Raw genomic sequence first — 17,794 nt, 5'->3', positions numbered from 1 at the left:
TTCATGCCCGCAGCCTCTTACCAGGTCACGGGGAGTTCCAGCATCCCCTGGATCGTGTCGCCGGGTTTGAACGGGATGGCGTCCACCGGTGCGGCGAGCCGCAGCCCGGGGAACCTGTCGAAGAGCGACAGCAGCGCGATCTCCATCTCGGCCCTGGCGAGGTTCTGACCGAGGCACTGGTGGATGCCGAAGCCGAACGCCACGTGGTGGCGGGCCGAGCGGTGCCAGTCCAGGGCGTCCGGTTCGGCGAAGGTCCGCGCGTCACGGTTGATGACGGAGGTGGAGAAGACGACACCCTCGTCTGCGCGGATCGTCCTCCCGGCCACCTCGATGTCCTCGGTGGCGACGCGCAGCAGCCCGTCGGCGATGGAGAGGAAGCGCAGCAACTCCTCGACGGCGGTGGGCATCAGCGTCGGATCGGCCCGCAGTTCGGCCAGCTGTTCCGGGTGCCTCAGCAGGGTGAAGGTGCCGAGCGAGATCATGTTCGCCGTCGTCTCGTGCCCGGCGACGAGCAGGATCACCGCCAGCGAGATCAGCTCCTGGCGGTCCACCGTCCCCTCGCGCAGCTGATCGTGGATGAGCTCGTCGAGGAGTCCGTCCCCGGGATCCCTCTGCTTGCGGTCGATCAACGAACCGAAGTACGCGTCCAGTTGGTCGCGCGCGTTCTCGATGTCGGCCGCGGCGGGACCGCGCAGCAGTCTGCGGGACTGTTCCTCGAAGAAGTCGTGGTCGGTGTACGGGACGCCGAGCAGGGCGCAGATCACCATCGAGGGAACGGGCAGCGCGAAGGCATTCACCAGCTCGGCCGGCGGGCCCTGCTCCGCCATCCGGTCGAGGAGCCGGTCGACGGTCTCCTGGATGCGCGGGCGCAGCGCCGCGGTCCGCTTGAGGGTGAAGCTCGGGACCAGCATGCGGCGTTGGGTGTGGTGCTCGGGGTCGTCGAGGCCGAGCAGCGCGACACGGCGGTTGCGGGCCGCGGCGAACCGCTCCGTGGGCGACGGGAACGCGGGCCGGGTGCGGTCCGACGACAACCGCGGGTCGGCGAGGAGTTCACGGGCGGTGGTGTGGCCGGTGACCACCCACACACCGCGCCCGTCGAACAGGGAGATCCGCGAGAGCGGGCGCGCCTCGCGCAACGGGTCGTAGGCGGTGGGCGGGTGGTAGGGACACGTACGGTCCTGGGGGAAGGCGATCGGCTCTGTGGTGGCGGGCTCTGCCGTGGGGGTTTCTGTCATGGATGACCTCGCAAGCGATCAAGCGATGGTTCCCTCTTGCCGATCTTCATTAGATGCCCGGGGCATCTACACGGCCACGCGAAGTTCGGCCAGATGCGCCGGACGCGTGATCTGGCCGAAGCGTGCGCGGACCGATGCCGCGTTCCTCGGGTTTCCCGTCCGCGTCGCTGTCCCGGTGCCGCAGGCATGGCCTGTTCTCCTCCGGGACAGCCCCTGGGTAATTGGCTTGCGTGGGCAGATCCGGTGGCCCCAGGATCTGCCCATGTCCACGAACGAAGCCTTTCTGCCGCCGACCTCCGCCGCCGCTCGTCCGGTGCGGGTCCAGCAGCAGCCCGGCCGACCGCGGAGGCCTACGCTTCGCCGGTCGTGACCGCCGCGCTCGTCGCGGGGCTTCTCGCGGGCTTTGGCATCGCCATGCCCGTCGGAGCGGTCGCGACCTATCTCGTCTCTCTCACCGCTCGCACGTCCCTGCGGACCGGTGTGTGCGCCGCGCTGGGCGTGGCGACCGCCGACGGGTTGTACGCCCTGGTCGCCGCGCTCGGCGGTTCCGCGCTCGCGGCCGCGCTGCGGCCGGTACTGCTCCCGCTGCGCTGGGCCTCGGGACTGGTGCTGGCCGCGCTGGCGATCCGCGGCGCGGTCACCGCGTTCCGCCAGTACCGCGGGCGACGGCTTGCCGCCCGCTCCGGCGAGGACCCGCCACGCCCGGCGCGCGCCTATCTGGCACTGCTGGGGATCACCCTGCTCAACCCCACCACGGTGATCTACTTCGCGGCGCTGGTGCTCGGCAGCCGTACCGCCGAGGCGGTGCGCCCCCTGGAGCAAGGCGTGTTCGTCCTCGCCGCGTTCGCCGCGTCCGCGAGCTGGCAACTCCTGCTCGCCGGGGGCGGCGCGCTGCTCGGCCGGACCCTGACGGGGCGTCGGGGACGGCTGGTGACGGCGCTCGCGTCGAGCGCTGTGATCACGGCACTGGCCCTACGGATGCTGATGGCCCCGCCATGACGGTGATCTCTCTTCGATCCTTCTTCGCCGGGCCTGTCACATTCCCCCGACGGGCTCCGTCAGTGCAGTGACAGCGCAGAAAGCGCCGCGAACTCTTGAGGAGAACGTCATGCAGGCACGGATGAAGAACCCGGCGATGATCCTTCCTGGCGCCATGGAGGCCATCCAGGGTCTGTACAAGGCCACCTACAAGGGCGGTGTCCCCCAGCAGACCCTGGAGCTCGTCCATCTGCGGGCCAGCCAGATCAACGGGTGCAGCGCCTGTGTCGACGCCGGGGGCCGGGGCGGGAAGAAGGCCGGTCTGACGGACGAGCGTCTGTGGTCCGTCGCGGCCTGGCGCGAGGCGCCGTACTACTCGGACGCCGAGCGGGCCGCGCTGGCGCTGGCCGAGGAGATGACCCGGCTGAACGACCGTTCCGGCGACGCGGTCTCCGACGAGCTGTGGGACGAGGTCGCCGACCACTACGACGAGCAGCAGCTCTCCGCGCTCATCCTCTGGATCGCGACGACGAACTTCTTCAACCGGCTCAACGCGACGATCAAGGAGCCGGCGGGCGCCACCTGGGGGTGAGCCGGGCGCCTGCTCGGAGTCGGCCCGGGACCAGGGCCAGAACTCGGGCTGACGGACGGGGCCGGGACCGTCGTCCGATGCCTGCGGCGCAGGCGCACTCCGGTGAGCTCGATGGTCCGCACGACGCGGGCGACGCGCTGGTGGTTCACCGCCCGGCCGACGTCGCGGAGTTCGGCGGTGATCTGCGGGACGCCGTAGGCGCCGTCCGAGTCCTGGTGCGCGTGACGTATCCGGGCCGCTCGGCCTCCACCGGGTTCCGGGCCTGGGCCGGCGCGGCCGGAAGCGTCATCCGCTCAACGTCTGCGTGCCGGAGACAGCGGGATCCGTGGCCGGGGCAGTTGCGGGAGCGGGTCTCCGGACTCCTGAGAGGGCCCTGCGGCGGCGAGATGGTGCTGCAGGTCGATGTGGCGGAACTGGTGGACTGCTCCTACTTGGCGCAATACGCCGCGTCGTTCATGGGCGTCGATGAGGAAGGCGGTCAGGTCCCGGGGAAGCTGTCGGCGCGTCGCCAGGTGGTGGCGGGTGAGGGTGTAGCACCACCAGGCGTTGTGGCTGAGCGCCGCGGCAAGGCCGACGGTGAGTCCGTAGGCCAGGGAGCGGTCGAGGATGTGGGGCGGGCCCATCGAGATCGCCTGTCCGTCCGTGGTCCCGCGGCCCAGACCGTAGGAGAGCCCGCCCTGTGCGCCATATTCGAGGCCGTAGCAGAGAAGGAACGCGGCGCCGATCGCGAGGCTGACGACAATCCACAGTCTGCGGAAGATCCTTCGGTCCTGCTCCAGGAGGGCGACCGGTCCTACCGAGGTGGCGAGATCGGCCGGCTTGCCCGTGAGGCCATGGGCGATTCCGACGGCGAGCCCGATGGCGCATGAGAAGGAGAGCATGGTGGCGATGGTGTAGGAGGGCATGCCGGTGAGGAGCGACTGGATCCTGAGGACGGCCCAGTGGGTGACGCCGATGCCGGAGCCGCTGGCGAGGCCCGTCGAAAAACCCCGCCAGTCCCAGGCCCACCGCGTGCGGACGGTCGGGATGGCGCGCGGGCGGTGTGCGGACAGGCTGCTTGCCAGGGCGCCGGTGGCTCCGCCGGCCAGTGCGTAGACCGTTCCGTTGGCGAGGGCACCGACGGCCGCGGCCATCGGGCCGTAGTTGAGGCGGTACGGGAACCAGAGGGTGGCTCCGGTGGTGAAACCGAGGGCGCACATGCGCCAGTCCCAGGCCCAGCCTTGCCGGTACCCCGAGGCCGTCCCGGGCTGCCGGACCGCGAGTCTGCTGGACAGCGCACCAACGATTCCGCCGGCGAAGCCGTAGGCGAGACCGTTGGCCGTCGTGGTCGCCAGCCATTCCGGCTGCCCGGTGGTGAACACGTGAGTCAGCCCCTCGGCGATGCCCCCGGTCACGCCTGCGACAAGGCCACAGCCGATGCCGCCCGCGATCCCTCCGGCCAGGCCCGCGACGATGGCTGCGGGCGGGCCGGTCAGCCACCCGGAGTCGAGACCGGCGAGCAGTGCCGTGAGCCTGCCCACCACGGTGGCGGCGGCCCAGGCCACGGCACCGAGGACAGTCCCCGTCACCACCTGGGCCACGCGCGACGGCAACGCGCGGCGCAACTGCCACCAGACCAGGTCGGTGGTACCGCCCAGGGTGTGCTGCAGGTGTCGCGCCAGATACTGCAGGGCGCGCTCGGCCTGCTGGGGGGACCAGCGGCACGGGTAGCGGGGATGGGGCCGGTAGGCGGCGGGCACGTACGCGTCGAAGAGATGGGCCCGGACGGCCGCGGCGTCGGGGAAGCGGGTCGGATCGCACAGGTCCGCAGGCTTGGGGAGGACGCCGGCTCGTTCTTCCGGCCGGGGGTTGTACACCGTCCGGGCCAGGAAGAGCATCAACGGTGTGGTCAGCGCGCGTGCCACCGGGGCGTCGGTGCCGAGCAGGCGGATCACCGGCTCCCAGCGGGCAGCCGCCGCGTCCTGGCCGCCGGCGTCCCGCTCCAGGTAGTCGGCGATGTCCGGCGCTCTCAAGGGGCGTAGTTCCACAGCGGCGGCACCGCTGAGCTTGACCGGTACCCCGTGGGCCGGGGACAGCGTGTCCCCGTACTCCGTCACCCGGCTGGACAGCACCAGCGGCTGACCCGGCGGCAGGGCGGCGTTGATCGCGTCCAGCGCCACGGCGCGGTACGGTGCCGGGATCTCGTCGAATCCGTCCAGGATCGGCAGGATCAGCCGGTGCTCCAGCAGTGCCCGGGCGTGGCTGACCCGCCCGGTGCGATCGGCGGGCCCCGTTCCCGGGTCGCCTAGACCGCTGTAGTCACGCGCGAGCTGTTCCGCCATCCAGGATTCCAGCGTCTGTTCCGCAGGATTCCACGAAGCCAGAGGGAACAGCACCGGAACGGAGCCGCCCTCCGCCCGTTCGGCGACCAGGGCCAGCAACAGGCGGATCAGCAGCATCGTCTTCCCGCTGCCCGGTCCGCCCAGGACCACGAGGCGGCGTGTCGGCACACGCTCCAGGAACACCTCGGCGATCTCCCCGCCGGTCCCGGCCAGGCCGGCAGACTCGGTGACCCCGGCGGAGCGAGGAGCCGACCGTCCGTCCGGCCAGTGCCTGGCCATCTCCCGCAGGAGGGACCACGACTCTCCGAACCGCGCGTCGGCCGCCTGCCAGGAGACCGGCAGCGGATAGGGGTCGTTCAGCCGCCGCACCCGGGCCTCGGACTCCCACTGGCGCCGCACGGCCACCGCCAGCCGATCGGCGACCCCGGCCACGCCGAAACCCTCGGCCGCCTCCCGCCGATCGGCCCCGAACGTCGCCCAGGACAAGTACATGCCGCCCAGGGACGGAAGCAGAGCCGCCACCGTTTCGGCCACCCGCAGGTCGAAACGGACGGCCATGCCCAACGCCCCGGCCATGCCGCCGATCGACAGTAGGAGATAGAGCACGCCGACCCGTCGTGTCCGCCAACCAGTCCGCATGGCCGGATTTTCCAGCGGCAGGAAGGGGAAGTGCGCCGGAACAGCGGCTTCGCCCCACGTACGAGTGACAAGTTGCAGCCTGTGGTGGCGGGCCGCCTGGGCCTGTCAACGTCTCCAACAGGCCTTCACCGCCTCCCTGCTGGAGTACTAGGACTCGGGATCGGGCTCGAAGGCACGGGCCACGGCGAGGCTGTCCTCGTACACGTGGTGCCGTACGACCAGGCCGTTCTCGACCGTGAGGTGCAGGGCGAACCGGGCGCGATAGGCGCGTCCGGTCGCCCCGGCCGTCTGGCGGATCTCGCCGAGTACGACCGCCTCGGCGCCGTCGACAAGGATCCGTTCGATCTCGGTGGCCGCCCGGCCCGGCACATGATGCTCGGCCAGTGCGCGGTAGTGGTCCGCGGTGTCGGCCCGCGTGGACCGGTGGCGGATCCACGGTGTGTCCGCGCGCCCGTGCTCGTCCTCCGGCCAGCTCAGTTTCCAGTCGCCCCGCTCCGCGTACAGCTCGGCGATCCGTGGGGGATCGCCCTCCCCCATCCGGCGCAACAACTCCTCGACCACGGCACGTGTCGTCGAGGCGTGGTCAGTGACTACGGACATGGAGCGGCCCCTCTGTCGTCTCGGTGCGGGAACGGCTCCACCGTGCCGCACACGTACGCCGAACGCGATTACACGCGAGGTAATGGTGCGGAAGATTCGCGTCCGCACTGGTGTTGAATCGTGCCGGGACAACATCGGTACGACGCAACGATGGGACGGAAGTCATGCCTCTTCAGGGCGAGTACGAACCCAGCCCGACGCAGTGGGTGCGGGAGCAGGTGGAGCTGTACGAGAGTTCCGGTGGCACCAAGGGCACGACATTGATGGACACGGGTCTCCCCGTCATCATTCTCACGACCCGCGGCGCCAAGAGCGGCAAGATCCGCAAGACCCCGTTGATGCGCGTCGAGCACGACGGAAGCTATGCGGCGGTCGCCTCGCTGGGCGGCGCTCCCAAGCACCCGGTCTGGTACCACAACGTCAAGTCCGATCCCCTCGTGGAGCTCCAGGACGGCTCCGAGCGGCGGGAGTTCACGGCACGCGAGATCACCGGTGACGAGAAGGCCCAGTGGTGGGAGCGCGCGGTCGCCGCGTATCCCCCGTACGCCGACTACCAGACGAAGACCGACCGGGAGATCCCCGTCTTCGTGCTGGAGCCGACCGGCTGACGGGCGCGCACACGGCTGTGGCCCGTACCGGCCCCCCGCGCCGGTACGGGCCACTCCCCCCTGGTCAGGCGGCCGTCTGCCGCCACGCCTGTCCGGCGATGAGGATCGCCGACACCGCGCCCGGCAGCGCCGCCACCGCTCCCGAGGTCCCCGACGCGAAAACGAAGCCCAGCGGTCCGCCGACGAGGAACAGGGCGGAGATCCACCACGGGATCACCCGCGAGCGCAGCAGAGCCACGGCGATGAGCAGCGTCGCCAGGATGGTGGCCAGTGCGCCGGGGCCGACCAAGCCCATCACACGGCCGTCGTGGTCGTTGACGTAGTGCACGAAAGCGCGTCCGGCCGTCTCGTCCAGGGCCGCGGTGTCGGTCGCGTACGAGTAGACGACGGCGATCGCGGCGAGTCCCGCGGCGAGGAACGCGCCCGAGAGCACCGCCACCGCGGCGCCGATCCGGGCGAGTACGGCGCCGCGTTCACGCACCAGGATGCAGACGGCGATCGCGAGCCCGACCGTGAACACGGCGATGCCCACGCCTCCGTAGGCGTAGAGCGCCCAGAAGGAGCCGCGGTTGTCGGCGACCTTGTCGTAGGAGTTGCCGTTGCTGGGATCACCGCCCGGCGCCAGCCAGGTCAGCAGGAAGTTCATCACCTGTCCGACGACGACCGCGACGAGGGCGACCGTGGCGAATGGCCGCAGGCGGGGCGAGGGCAGGGTGTACGTGGGGCGCTCGGTGGTGGTGTGGGCGGTCATGGCGGTCTCCCGACGTGTGACGTGATGGGGCGTCACCGCACTGTCGCGCGCCGGGAGTTGGTGGCACATCAGGGCTGGCACTGGGAGAGCCTGCGTGTCAGTACGGATACCGACGCCCGCCCTCCGGCCCTACCGTGAGCGCATGCCCTGGCCTCGCCGACTCTCCCTGGTCACCGCGTCGTCGACGGCGATCGTGGCCGCAGGGGGCTGCGCGCTGCTGTTCCTCGACCCCGGCCCCGCCGTCGGAGACGTCCTCACGGTCGTCGGCGCGGTCGCGGTGGGGGCCTTCTCCACCGGGCTGGGCCTGTTCGTCTCCGGCCGCCGCCCCGCCAACCCCGTCGGCTTCCTGCTCACGCTCATCGGCCTGGTACCGCCGCTGATCATGCTCAGCGACACCTACGCCTATGTGAGCGCCGACCGCTCACGCCTGCTGCCCGGCGCCGAGGCCGCCCACCAACTCAGCGCCGGAATCTGGACGTTGTGGTACGTGCCGGTCATGCTCCTGGTGCTGGTCTTCCCGGACGGACGTCTGCCGGCCGGCCGGTTCCCGCGCCTGGTGCTGTACGGCGTCCTCATCGACCCGGTTCTCTTCGAGGTGCTCGCCACCCTCGACCCCACCCCGTACGACCCGCCCTTCGAGGACTTCGGCCACCCGCTTCCGACGGGCCCCATGTCGCTGCTGTGGGTCGCCTACCTGTCCCTCGGCCTGCTCATGGCGCTGCTCGTCGCCTCGATGCTGGTGATGCGGCGCCGCTACCGCACGGCCGAACCGGTGCAGCGGGCCCAGGTGAAGTGGTTCGCCCTCGGCGCGGTCGCGCTGCCGGGCACACTGTTGTCCTGCTGGACCGACTACCTGCTGTTCGGTGAGGTCGGAGTCTTCATCTGGCTGGGGCTCCTCGCGCTCTACCTCGGCGTTCCGTCCCTGACCGCGCTGGCGATCCTGCGCCACGATCTGTACGACGTCGACCGCGCCGCCAGCGCGGTGGTCACCTGGGCCGTGGTCACGGCCGGGCTGCTCGCCGTGTACAGCGCGGCGTCCGCCTCCGGCGGGCTCGCGCTCGGCCGGGGCAGCCCCCTCGTGGCGTCCGCCGCGACCGCGCTGGTCGCCGTGGTACTCGTACCCGTCAAGAACCGGGTACGCCGCCGGGTGGACCGGCGCTTCTATCCCGTGCGCCAGGCCGCGCTGACCGCCGTACGGGCGCTGGAAGGCGCGGTGCACGAAGGGCGGGCGCATCCCGAGCAGTTGGAGGAGGCGCTGCGGGACGCGCTGCGGGCACCGGAGTTGCGCGTGGGCTATCTGCTGCCGGGCGGAACGGAGTTCAAGGACATCGACGGCGTACGGGTCACGGCGGGCCTCGAAGTGCGGGCGGCGGGCCGGGCGATCGGCGTGATCGAAGGGCCGTGTCCGCGCGAGGTCGCCTCCGCCTGTGCCTCGCTCGTGGAGACGGTACGACTGCGGGCCGAACTCGCGGGCGCGCTCGGCGAGGTGGAGGCGAGCCGGAGCCGGCTGCTGCGGGCCGGGTACCGTGAACGGCGGCGTCTGGAGCGGGACTTGCACGACGGCGCCCAGTCGCGGCTCGTCACGCTCGGCATGGCGCTCCGGCTCGCCCAGCGTCACCTCGACGACGACACGGTGGACGTGGACGGGCTGCTCGACCAGGCCGTGGCCGAACTCGGCACGGCTGTGGCGGAGTTGCGCGAGCTGGCGCACGGCCTTCGGCCCAGTTCGCTGGACGACGGACTCGGCCCCGCGCTGGAGGCGCTCGCCGCTCGGGCGCCGGTGCGGCTGGACTGGCGGCTCGACGGACGAGCGCTGCCCGACGACATCGCGACGACCGCGTACTTCGTCGCGAGCGAGGCCGTCACCAACGCGGTGAAGCACGCGGAGGCCGCCACCATCGGAGTCGTCGTACGCGAGGACGGGGACGGGGCGGTGCGGGTGACGGTGCGCGACGACGGCCGGGGCGGCGCCGATCCCCGTACGGGGTCCGGGCTTTCGGGACTCACCGACCGGGTGGCCGCGCTCGGCGGGCGGCTGCACATCATCAGCGGGGCCGGTGCCGGGACGACCGTGGAGGCGGTGCTGCCATGCGTATCGTGATCGGCGAGGACTCCGCGCTCTTCCGGGAAGGACTCGCGCGACTGCTCGCCGACGCGGGGCACGAGATCGTCGGGCGCGCGGGGGACGCGCCGGCTCTCGTGGCGGCCGTGGCCGAGGCACGGCCCGATCTGGCCGTCATCGACATCCGGATGCCGCCGGACCTCACGGACGACGGGGCGCGGGCCGCCCGGCGGGTGCGCGACGAGTTCCCCGAGCTGGGCATCGTGCTCCTCTCGCAGCACATCGAGACCCGCAACGCGGTGGAGCTGGTCGCCCAGGGGCGCTTCGGCTATCTCCTCAAGGACCGCGTCTTCGACGTCGAGGACTTCCTGGAGGCGCTGCGACGGGTCGCGGCCGGCGGCTCCGCGCTCGATCCCGAGGTGGTCTCGCGGATGCTCGGCGCCCACCGGGACCCCCTCGCCTCCCTCACCACGCGCGAGGCGGAGGTGCTCGGGCTGATGGCCGAGGGACGCACCAACCTGGGCATCGCCCGACGGTTGTGGCTCACCGAGCGCACCGTGGAGACTCATGTCGGCTCGATCATGGCCAAGCTGGGCCTCGCGACGGGCGAGGAACACAATCGGCGGGTACTGGCGGTGCTGGCATACCTCACGGCGTGAAGGGGGATGGCGGGAATCGGGACCGTTGGGCGGGCGGCCCTACGTTCTTGACCAGAGAGGCAGAGGAGACCAGGTGTCCAAAAGGAACAAGAAGTACAAGGCGAGCAAGAAGCTCAAGCTCCCCCTCACCCACAAGCCTCTCGGCTTCGCATTGAGCTGGGCGAGCGGTGCCCTCGCCGGACTCGCCTTCCAGCGGGCCTGGAAGGCGATACGTCACGAGGAGGACGCCCCGGATGCGCTCGACCGGGACCGCGGCTGGGGCGAGGTGCTGCTGGCTGCCGCCCTCCAGGGCGCGATCTTCGCCGTCGCCCGCAGCGCGGCGGACCGCACGAGCGCGAAGGCCGCCGAGCGCTCCACGGGTGTGTGGCCGATCTCGGACAAGGGCGCCCGGGACGGCGGGGACTGAGGACCCCGCGCTCCCGGACACCCCCGTGCGGCGAACTGCGCGCAGGCACCCCGTACGGCGAGGTTCAGTCGGTCACGAGCCACTCGCCGTCGCGCATGAGGTCCCGTCCGGAGATCTCGTTGGCCTCGCGCCAGGCCTGTACGTGCCGCGGGGTGACGCGGAAGTAGAGGTAGGCGGTGGTGAGTTGACGCGGGTCGAAGCCGGTCTTCTCGGCGAAGGCGTCGCCCACCCCGTCCGGCAGCTCGGCGGCCTCCAGCGTCTCGACGGTCCCCTCGACGATGACCACGTCGCGCGTCGGGCCGATGCCCAGACGTGTCCTCCCCGTCGTCCGCAGGTTCCGTCCCGTCGGACTGGCGGCCGGGGTGGCGAACAGCAAGGTCGTGCCGTCCCAGAGGAAGGACAGCGGGATCAGATACGGCGGTCCCCCGTCGCCGTCGGCCGTGGACACCCAGGCGTCCTCGTCGTTCTCCAGCCGGTCGAGGGTGTCCTGCATGCGCTGCTTCGGGGTGCGGGCGGGCGGGTTCATCGGCGGGCAGCCTCCTGGTGGCCGTCGTACGGACAGGTCTACAGGGATGACGTAGGAGCGCCCTTCAGTGTGACGCGCCGGGCGTTCTCGGTGTGAGCCTCTACGCGTTCCTGTGGTCCGTGACCGTGGTTCCGCGTTCCGGCGCTCCGTGATCTCGTCTAGGCGTGCCCGTGCTCCCCGATCTCCTCGAGCCGGGCCGCCGCCGCGGTCAGCAGCATGTCCAGCGCCACCGGATAGCCGCTGCGCCGCATGTCCGCCACCAGGTGGCGGGCCGTCGCCGCGATGTGCGGGTGCGTGTCGGCGGGCAGTCGGGCGTACGTCGCCCGCCACACGCCCGCCTCCGCCTCGCGGGCGGCTTGCGGGAGGGCGAGGCCGGCCGCGTCGAGGGCCGCGAAGGCCAGCGCCTGGTCGACAAACGCGTGGTAGATCCGGACGGCCTCGGGGTCGGGGAAGCCGGCGCCGCGCAGCACGCCGATGATCTTCTCCACAGCCTCGATCTCGTGGACCCGGCCCGTCACCCGGTAGGAGCTGAGCACGGCGGCCTGCGGATGCGCGAGCGACCCGGCGTGCATCCGCAGGCCCAGGTCCCGCAGGTCGGCGCGCCAGTCCCCGGTGGGGTGCCAGGTGCGCAGGTTCCGGCCGATGAGTTCGTCGGCGATGGCGAGCAGCAGGTCGTCGGTGTCGCGGAAGTACCGGTACAGGGCGCTGGGGTCGGCGCCGAGGGCGAGACCGAGGCGGCGGACGGTGAGGGCGTCGGCGCCGTGCTCCTTGAGCAGCCGCAGCGCCGTCTCGACGATCAGCTCCTCGGAGAGCACCACGCCGGTCTTGGTGGGGCGCCTGCGCCGCCGGGCGGCGGGCGGCACGACTCGGTCGTTCGTGGACGTCATGGGCTCTCCCGCCGGTTCCTGAGGGGCGCTGCCTCCGGTGCGGGCACCTTATGTCAACAGCGTTGACGTGTTAAGGCTCCGGGCAGTTTCATTTCCGGTCATCGGGCCGGAATCAGGCCCCGGGTGCGATCGGAGCAGGCCATGACGCAGAAGCCGTACGGTGTGGATCCCCCTTCCCTGCGCAAGACCCTCGGCGTCGCCGACGGCGTCGCGATCGCCGCTTCGAGCACGGCGGCGACCACCAGCATCGGTATCGGGCTCGGGGTGACGGCCGGGGTGGTCGGGCTGCATCTGCCCGCGATCATGCTACTGGCCTTTCTGCCGATCCTCGGGATCGCCGGCGCCTACTCCCGGCTGAACCGGGTGGAGCCTAACGCGGGCAACGGCTATGTGTGGGTGGGCCGTTCGCTCACTCCCTGGCTGGGTTTCCTGGTCGGCTGGGTGAGCATCGTGGCGACGGTGGCGTTCCTGGCGTACACCACGGCGGTGACCGGTTCGGCGATGATCCAGCTCGCCGGTGAGGCGGGACTGCACAAGCTGGCGGGCCTCGCGCTCGACCCGGGCTCCACCGCCCAGACCACCGCCGTGGGCATCCTGGTCCTCGTCGCCGTCACGCTCACCGCGATCACCGGGGTCAAGACCGCCGCGCGGCTGCAGAGCGGGCTGCTGGTCTTCGAGTACGTCGTCCTGCTGGGCTTTTGCGGATACGGCATCGTCACCGGGCCGCACCCCTTCAGCCTGAGCTGGTTCGACCCCTTCGCGATCCCCTCGGCGTCGGCGCTGGCACAGGGGCTGCTGCTGTCGGTGTTCTGCTACTGGGGCTTCGAGGCGGCGTTCACCGTGAACGAGGAGGTGCGCGACCCCCGGGACGCCTCGCGGGCCGGGACCATCACACTGGTGACCATGCTGGGGCTGTTCCTGCTCGGCTCCATCGCCTTCCAACGCGTGCTGTCCGAGGAGGAGTTGGCCGGGCACGGCGCCCAGGGGCTGGCGTTCTTCGGCGACCGGCTGGCCTCGCAGCCGCTGGCCGCGCTGCCGCTGGTGGCCCTGATGTTCTCGGCCGTCGCCTCGCTCCAGGCGGGGGTGATCCCGACGGCTCGCGGGATGTTCGCGATGAGCCGGGACCGTACGCTCGGGCCCGTGTGGTCCAAGGTCAGCGCCCGGTACGGGACTCCGGCGATCGGGACACTGCTGATCGGCGCGATGGCGACGGTCGTGGCCGCCCTCGCCCTGGTGATCCCCCGGCTCGCCGACATGATCATGGCGACGGTCAACGCGGTCGGGATCGTCGTGGCCCTGTCCTACGCGCTCACCGCTCTCGCGGCCGCCGTCCGCTTCCGGGGGCTGCTCCGCGAGGACTGGCGGCAAGGGATACGGGCCGTGGTCCTTCCCTCCTTGAGCGCCGCGTCGCTGCTCGCGCTGGGCGGCTACCTCGCCTGGTCCTTCTACACCTCCACCGACCACTTCGAAGTCAGCGCGGACAACGGGTGGTTCCTGCTGCTCACTCCCGCTTTGATGATCTTCTCCGGTTTTGTGGCCGCCGCGTGGGCGAAGTGGGTCCGCAAGTCCCCGTACTTCCGTACGGGACACGGCACCGACGCCGACGCGCCCCAGTTGCTGGCCACACCCAACTAAGGAAACAGAACATGCACGCAGACCTCCTCTTCACCGGCGGCCCGGTCCTCACCCCGGCGGGCCGCACCGCGACGGCCGTCGCCGTCACCGGCGACCGGATCACCGCCGTCGGGAACGCCGAGGTCCATGACCTGACCGGCCCCCGGACCGAAGTGGTCGACCTGGCCGGGCGGCTGCTCCTGCCGGGTTTCCAGGACGCGCACGTCCACCCGGTCCCGGCGGGCCTGGAGCTCACCCAGTGTGACCTGACCGGGGCCAGGACGGCCGAGGACACGCTCGCCGCCGTCCGCGCGTACGCCGACGCGCACCCCGACCGGGAGTGGATCACGGGCGGCGGCTGGTCCATGGAGGCCTTCGAGGGCGGTACGCCGACGAAGGAACTGCTGGACGCGGTCGTACCGGACCGGCCGGTGTATCTGCCCAACCGTGACCACCACGGCGCCTGGGTCAACAGCCGTGCCCTGGAGCTCGCGGGCGTCACCCGGGACACACCCGACCCGGCCGACGGCCGGTTCGAGCGGGACGCGTCGGGCGAGCCCACCGGCATGCTGCAGGAAGGAGCCATGCAGTACGTCGGCCGGATCACCCCTCCGGCCACCTCCGCGGACCGGCTCGCCGCACTGCTGCACGCACAGCGGCATCTGCACGCGCTCGGCATCACCGCCTGGCAGGACGCGCTCGTCGGGACGTTCCTGGGCATGGACGATCCGTCCGAGGCGTATCTGACGGCGGCCCGCGACGGTTCGCTGACCGCGCGTGTCGTGGGCGCCCTGTGGTGGGACCGCGCACGCGGGGCCGAGCAGATCCCCGAACTCGTGGAGCGACGCGCCGCGTTGAGTCACGGCCGGTTCCGGGCCACCAGTGTCAAGCTCATGCTGGACGGAGTGGCCGAGAACGGCACCGCCTCTCTCCTCGACCCCTACTTGGACAAGTGCGGCTGCGCGACGGCCAATCGGGGCACCAGCTTCATCGACCCGGCCCGACTGCCCGCGTATGTGACCGAGTTGGATGCTCTCGGCTTCCAGTGCCACTTCCACGCGCTGGGCGACCGGGCCGTACGCGACGCCCTGGACGCCGTCGAGGCGGCACGGAAGGCGAACGGGCCGAGTGACACGCGTCCGCACCTGGCGCATCTCCAGGTCGTGCACCCCGACGACGTGCCCCGTTTCGCGCACCTCGGCGCCACGGCCAACATCCAGCCGCTGTGGGCCGCGCACGAGCCGCAGATGGACGAGCTGACCATCCCGTTCCTCGGGGCCGAACGCGCCGCCTGGCAGTACCCGTTCGGGGCGCTGCTGAACTCCGGGGCACGGCTCGCGGCTGGCAGCGACTGGCCGGTCAGCAGCCCCGACCCGCTCCAGGGCATCCATGTCGCGGTCAACCGTGTGAGCCCCGACGAGCCGGGCCCGGTGTTCCTGCCCGCCGAGTGCATCGACCTGACGGCCGCGCTGACGGCGTACACCGCGGGTTCGGCGTACGCCAACCACCTCGACGACACCGGGAGCGTACGGGCGGGGGCGCTGGCGGATCTCGTCGTCCTCGACCGCGATCCGTTCGACGGGGCGGCTGAGGCGATCGGCGACACGCGGGTCGCGCAGACGTATGTGGGGGGCGCGCGAGTATACGCAGCCCAAGAGGCGTAGGCAGTAACGGACATCACGGTGAGGTCACGCGTAGATCATTTACGCTCTGGGCAGCCTCGTAGCGCTTCACGGTTCAATTTTCGGCCATAGAAGCTGAGTTCGAGTGCACGGGTGGCCATGTCGGCCACCCGTTCGCAGGGCGGGGGGATTCTGTCTCGCCGTCTCCCGGAAGGAAGCGCATGCCTCAGGACGTCACGTTCGACCTCCCCTTCGACATGCCCGTCAGCAGACATCTGGAGTACACCCAGAATCTCCCTGGCCCTCGCCTGACAGGCCGAGCGCTTCCTGATCGACACAGTTGAGCCGGAGAGCATGAATCCGGCATGGACGAGCGGCTCGCAGCGCTCGAGAACCGAGCGGGCCCGGGGCGCTTCGTCCTCGAAGGTCAGATAGGCGATCCGCTCCACTTTCTCGGCTTCAAGACGCGACCGGCCAGCAACCACGGCCGATCGCTCCATTGTCATGACCACAGCTTGTTGGGAGACCGGTGTGAAATCTCGAGTCGTAGATGCCGCTTCGAAGGCGTCCGCTGACAGCTTGATCCCGGCGCAGCCAAGCGCCCAGGTCCAGCCCACAGAGGCGGGGAACGCCCTGGCCCGCCTCTTCGTGGAACGCGTCCATGGGACTACGCAGGAGCATCGAAGGTTCCAGAACGCCGCTCAGCAGCGGCTGAACGCACTCGGATCCCCGCACGTCGGCACCACGCTGCATGTGGAGGGAGCCGTCCATCTGGCGCAGCCCGCGTTCCTCCCGCCCGACGAGGAGGGATACGCCAGGCTGAGGCACCTCGACGCCGGCCTGCGCGTCATCGAAGCAGCCTTCCCCCAGGTCAGCACCGATATCGAGATCTGCCGGCTGACCTGCACGATGCTGGAGGGGGCCTGGCGGAGCCGGGCCCTCGCCCCGCCGCACGAGGAGGAGCGGACAACCGGCTGCGCCTGCCCTCTGTGCCGTCGGTTGCCCACGCCCCCCGCACGCACGCTGGATGACTACGGCTGGCGGCAGAGCGCCGGTCGTCCCCTCACCGTCAAGACCTGGCCGTACCGCGAGGAACTCGACAGTGTCCTGACCGGTGGATGGACCTTGGCCCGGCAGATGAACGACCTGGAACAAGACCTTGGCCTCCGGCACTCGTTCGAGGACGACATCCTCCTCTTCCACGAATACAAACGCGTGATCGACACCATCGACACCGCGCGCCTCACCCAGCTCATCGAAGGCCGTTTGGCCGAGAGCTTCAGCACCAACACCGCCAGGGCCCTGGTCTGCGGGCTTTTCGCAGCCCATAAGCGATCCGTCGACGAGTACTGGCTCCAGCAGCACCACGCGGGCAGCGTCTCGCTCCCTCAGACCAACCCACTCAGCCAGAGCACCTACTCACTCCTGCAGATGCTGGACTGCCTGTTCTGGCACGTCTCACCCGACACCGAACTCTGGCAGGAAGAACACCTCGCCTCCCTGCTGCTGTGCCGCGTCATCGACGACATGACCGACGTACGAGCCGACGCCCTCACCGGCGAGATCAGCAACTTCTGGCTCGCCGACATACCCACCCACACCAAGGTCCTCTACGCTGCCTGCGCCATCGCCAGCGTCAAGTACGGCTGCATGCCCGAGGCGCATCCCCCCATGTGGAACACCTGGCTGATGCCCAGCACCATCGTCTGGTTGGGGCTGACGGGCCGCCACGCCCTGTGGTTCGACGGCATCACCGAGGCCCTCCCCCCGGCCGAGGACTGCCCGCTGTGCGACCTGCAGCCCAACGCATGCACCGGCATCCTCACCCACGGCACCACCCTCACCTTCGCCCCCCGGCCCACCGCGCCGGCACTGAGCGCCCGGACCGCCGAGCTGTCCGCACGCTGCCGAGCCGAACACCCCGAGACGTGGCCCCTCTTCGACGCCGAGCTCCATGCCTTCGAAGCACTGCACGGCCCCTGGTACGGCAACATCGACAGCACATGGGAGATCCTGCGCCGCACCTACATCGCCGCCGTGGAGGCATCAAGCGCCGCACCGTCCCCGGAGCGCGCTCGTCATGTCCAACAAGACGCCGGCGTAGTCGGATCCGAAACGTTCTACACCCTGTACGACGAGCAAACCGGGAGGGAAGACACCGCGCTGCTCGCCTACATGTTCGGATGCGCCCACCCGCATTTCCTCTGGAACGCCACGGGATACCGTCCCACGGGCGTCGAGGGCGACTGGCTCGACGGCTGACGTCTCAAAGCCGGGTAAGGCAGCGCGCTGCC

The 17,794-nt window shown here is 70.8% G+C and carries 17 protein-coding genes; 9 read left to right on the top strand and 8 right to left on the bottom strand.

The window, feature by feature from the left end:
• Positions 1-17: 17 nt before the first annotated feature.
• Positions 18-1,235: a cytochrome P450 gene (locus OG975_RS43905; RefSeq protein WP_406335283.1), complete on the bottom strand. Its 1,218-nt coding sequence runs from the start codon at positions 1,233-1,235 to the stop codon at positions 18-20.
• Positions 1,236-1,601: 366 nt separating this feature from the next.
• On the opposite strand from OG975_RS43905, the gene OG975_RS43900 reads away from it, so the two are divergent.
• Together OG975_RS43900 and OG975_RS43895 are read left to right on the top strand one after the other, a co-directional pair.
• Complete coding sequence (locus OG975_RS43900; RefSeq protein WP_406335281.1) at positions 1,602-2,234, top strand: LysE family transporter; 633 nt, start codon at positions 1,602-1,604, stop codon at positions 2,232-2,234.
• A gap of 109 nt (positions 2,235-2,343) precedes the next feature.
• Positions 2,344-2,805 (top strand): carboxymuconolactone decarboxylase family protein, encoded by a 462-nt coding sequence (locus OG975_RS43895; RefSeq protein ID WP_369264592.1) that lies wholly within the window; start codon positions 2,344-2,346, stop codon positions 2,803-2,805.
• Here the strand turns inward: OG975_RS43895 and OG975_RS43890 are convergent.
• The 3 genes from OG975_RS43890 to OG975_RS43880 form a co-directional block, all read right to left on the bottom strand.
• Positions 2,697-3,035, bottom strand: a complete 339-nt coding sequence (locus OG975_RS43890) for an IS3 family transposase (protein WP_406336724.1) — start codon at positions 3,033-3,035, stop codon at positions 2,697-2,699. The genes OG975_RS43895 and OG975_RS43890 overlap by 109 nt on opposite strands.
• Positions 3,036-3,098: 63 nt before the next feature.
• Positions 3,099-5,765, bottom strand: a complete 2,667-nt coding sequence (locus OG975_RS43885) for an NACHT domain-containing protein (protein WP_406335279.1) — start codon at positions 5,763-5,765, stop codon at positions 3,099-3,101.
• A 147-nt stretch (positions 5,766-5,912) separates the two neighbouring features.
• Positions 5,913-6,365, bottom strand: coding sequence for a nuclear transport factor 2 family protein (locus tag OG975_RS43880; RefSeq protein ID WP_406335278.1), 453 nt, complete (start codon positions 6,363-6,365; stop codon positions 5,913-5,915).
• Positions 6,366-6,529: 164 nt separating this feature from the next.
• Between OG975_RS43880 and OG975_RS43875 the strand changes: the two genes are divergently transcribed.
• On the top strand, positions 6,530-6,973 hold the full coding sequence (locus tag OG975_RS43875; protein ID WP_406335277.1) for a nitroreductase family deazaflavin-dependent oxidoreductase: 444 nt from the start codon (positions 6,530-6,532) through the stop codon (positions 6,971-6,973).
• A gap of 64 nt (positions 6,974-7,037) precedes the next feature.
• Here the strand turns inward: OG975_RS43875 and OG975_RS43870 are convergent, their stop codons facing one another.
• Positions 7,038-7,724, bottom strand: coding sequence for a DUF4386 family protein (locus tag OG975_RS43870; RefSeq protein WP_406335276.1), 687 nt, complete (start codon positions 7,722-7,724; stop codon positions 7,038-7,040).
• A gap of 142 nt (positions 7,725-7,866) precedes the next feature.
• Here OG975_RS43870 and OG975_RS43865 point away from each other — a divergent pair, with 142 nt between their 5' ends.
• The 3 genes from OG975_RS43865 (at position 7,867) to OG975_RS43855 (ending at position 10,851) form a co-directional block, all read left to right on the top strand.
• Positions 7,867-9,825, top strand: a complete 1,959-nt coding sequence (locus OG975_RS43865) for a histidine kinase (RefSeq protein ID WP_406335275.1) — start codon at positions 7,867-7,869, stop codon at positions 9,823-9,825.
• Positions 9,813-10,445, top strand: coding sequence for a response regulator (locus tag OG975_RS43860; RefSeq protein WP_406335274.1), 633 nt, complete (start codon positions 9,813-9,815; stop codon positions 10,443-10,445). Before OG975_RS43865 ends, OG975_RS43860 begins: the two co-directional genes overlap by 13 nt.
• Before the next feature lie 73 nt (positions 10,446-10,518).
• Positions 10,519-10,851 carry a DUF4235 domain-containing protein gene (locus OG975_RS43855; protein ID WP_406335273.1) on the top strand — a complete coding sequence of 111 codons (333 nt, stop codon included), beginning with the start codon at positions 10,519-10,521 and terminating at the stop codon, positions 10,849-10,851.
• 64 nt (positions 10,852-10,915) lie between these two features.
• On the opposite strand, the gene OG975_RS43850 is transcribed toward OG975_RS43855, so the two are convergent.
• Positions 10,916-11,377: a pyridoxamine 5'-phosphate oxidase family protein gene (locus OG975_RS43850; RefSeq protein WP_406335272.1), complete on the bottom strand. Its 462-nt coding sequence runs from the start codon at positions 11,375-11,377 to the stop codon at positions 10,916-10,918.
• Between the two features lie 158 nt (positions 11,378-11,535).
• Complete coding sequence (locus OG975_RS43845; protein WP_406335271.1) at positions 11,536-12,264, bottom strand: TetR/AcrR family transcriptional regulator; 729 nt, start codon at positions 12,262-12,264, stop codon at positions 11,536-11,538.
• A 141-nt stretch (positions 12,265-12,405) separates the two neighbouring features.
• Here OG975_RS43845 and OG975_RS43840 point away from each other — a divergent pair, with 141 nt between their 5' ends.
• Both OG975_RS43840 and OG975_RS43835 read left to right on the top strand, forming a co-directional pair.
• The gene (locus OG975_RS43840; protein ID WP_406335270.1) at positions 12,406-13,899 is read left to right on the top strand and encodes an APC family permease; all 1,494 of its coding nucleotides are present in this window, start codon (positions 12,406-12,408) and stop codon (positions 13,897-13,899) included.
• A gap of 11 nt (positions 13,900-13,910) precedes the next feature.
• Entirely contained in the window at positions 13,911-15,542 is a 1,632-nt protein-coding gene (locus OG975_RS43835) for an amidohydrolase (protein ID WP_406335269.1), read from the top strand.
• A gap of 35 nt (positions 15,543-15,577) precedes the next feature.
• On the opposite strand, the gene OG975_RS43830 is transcribed toward OG975_RS43835, so the two are convergent.
• Complete coding sequence (locus tag OG975_RS43830) at positions 15,578-16,006, bottom strand: hypothetical protein (protein ID WP_406335268.1); 429 nt, start codon at positions 16,004-16,006, stop codon at positions 15,578-15,580.
• Between the two features lie 73 nt (positions 16,007-16,079).
• Between OG975_RS43830 and OG975_RS43825 the strand changes: the two genes are divergently transcribed.
• The gene (locus tag OG975_RS43825) at positions 16,080-17,762 is read left to right on the top strand and encodes a hypothetical protein (RefSeq protein WP_406335267.1); all 1,683 of its coding nucleotides are present in this window, start codon (positions 16,080-16,082) and stop codon (positions 17,760-17,762) included.
• Positions 17,763-17,794: the final 32 nt, after the last annotated feature.

Source organism: Streptomyces sp. NBC_00203 (genome assembly GCF_045206325.1).
Classification (GTDB): domain Bacteria; phylum Actinomycetota; class Actinomycetes; order Streptomycetales; family Streptomycetaceae; genus Streptomyces; species Streptomyces lutosisoli.
Note: the sequence above shows the minus strand (reverse complement) of the source record. Positions and strands in the feature narration are given on the sequence as shown.

Bases quoted from the DNA above. Each gene is read 5' to 3' on its own strand.
- OG975_RS43895 (WP_369264592.1), top strand. From the start codon at position 2,344: ATGCAGGCACGGATGAAGAACCCGGCGATGATCCTTCCTGGCGCCATG.
- OG975_RS43865 (WP_406335275.1), top strand. From the start codon at position 7,867: ATGCCCTGGCCTCGCCGACTCTCCCTGGTCACCGCGTCGTCGACGGCG.
- OG975_RS43850 (WP_406335272.1), bottom strand. From the start codon at position 11,377: ATGAACCCGCCCGCCCGCACCCCGAAGCAGCGCATGCAGGACACCCTC.
- OG975_RS43875 (WP_406335277.1), top strand. From the start codon at position 6,530: ATGCCTCTTCAGGGCGAGTACGAACCCAGCCCGACGCAGTGGGTGCGG.
- OG975_RS43905 (WP_406335283.1), bottom strand. From the start codon at position 1,235: ATGACAGAAACCCCCACGGCAGAGCCCGCCACCACAGAGCCGATCGCC.
- OG975_RS43885 (WP_406335279.1), bottom strand. From the start codon at position 5,765: ATGCGGACTGGTTGGCGGACACGACGGGTCGGCGTGCTCTATCTCCTA.
- OG975_RS43840 (WP_406335270.1), top strand. From the start codon at position 12,406: ATGACGCAGAAGCCGTACGGTGTGGATCCCCCTTCCCTGCGCAAGACC.
- OG975_RS43870 (WP_406335276.1), bottom strand. From the start codon at position 7,724: ATGACCGCCCACACCACCACCGAGCGCCCCACGTACACCCTGCCCTCG.
- OG975_RS43860 (WP_406335274.1), top strand. From the start codon at position 9,813: ATGCGTATCGTGATCGGCGAGGACTCCGCGCTCTTCCGGGAAGGACTC.
- OG975_RS43830 (WP_406335268.1), bottom strand. From the start codon at position 16,006: ATGACAATGGAGCGATCGGCCGTGGTTGCTGGCCGGTCGCGTCTTGAA.
- OG975_RS43835 (WP_406335269.1), top strand. From the start codon at position 13,911: ATGCACGCAGACCTCCTCTTCACCGGCGGCCCGGTCCTCACCCCGGCG.
- OG975_RS43845 (WP_406335271.1), bottom strand. From the start codon at position 12,264: ATGACGTCCACGAACGACCGAGTCGTGCCGCCCGCCGCCCGGCGGCGC.
- OG975_RS43880 (WP_406335278.1), bottom strand. From the start codon at position 6,365: ATGTCCGTAGTCACTGACCACGCCTCGACGACACGTGCCGTGGTCGAG.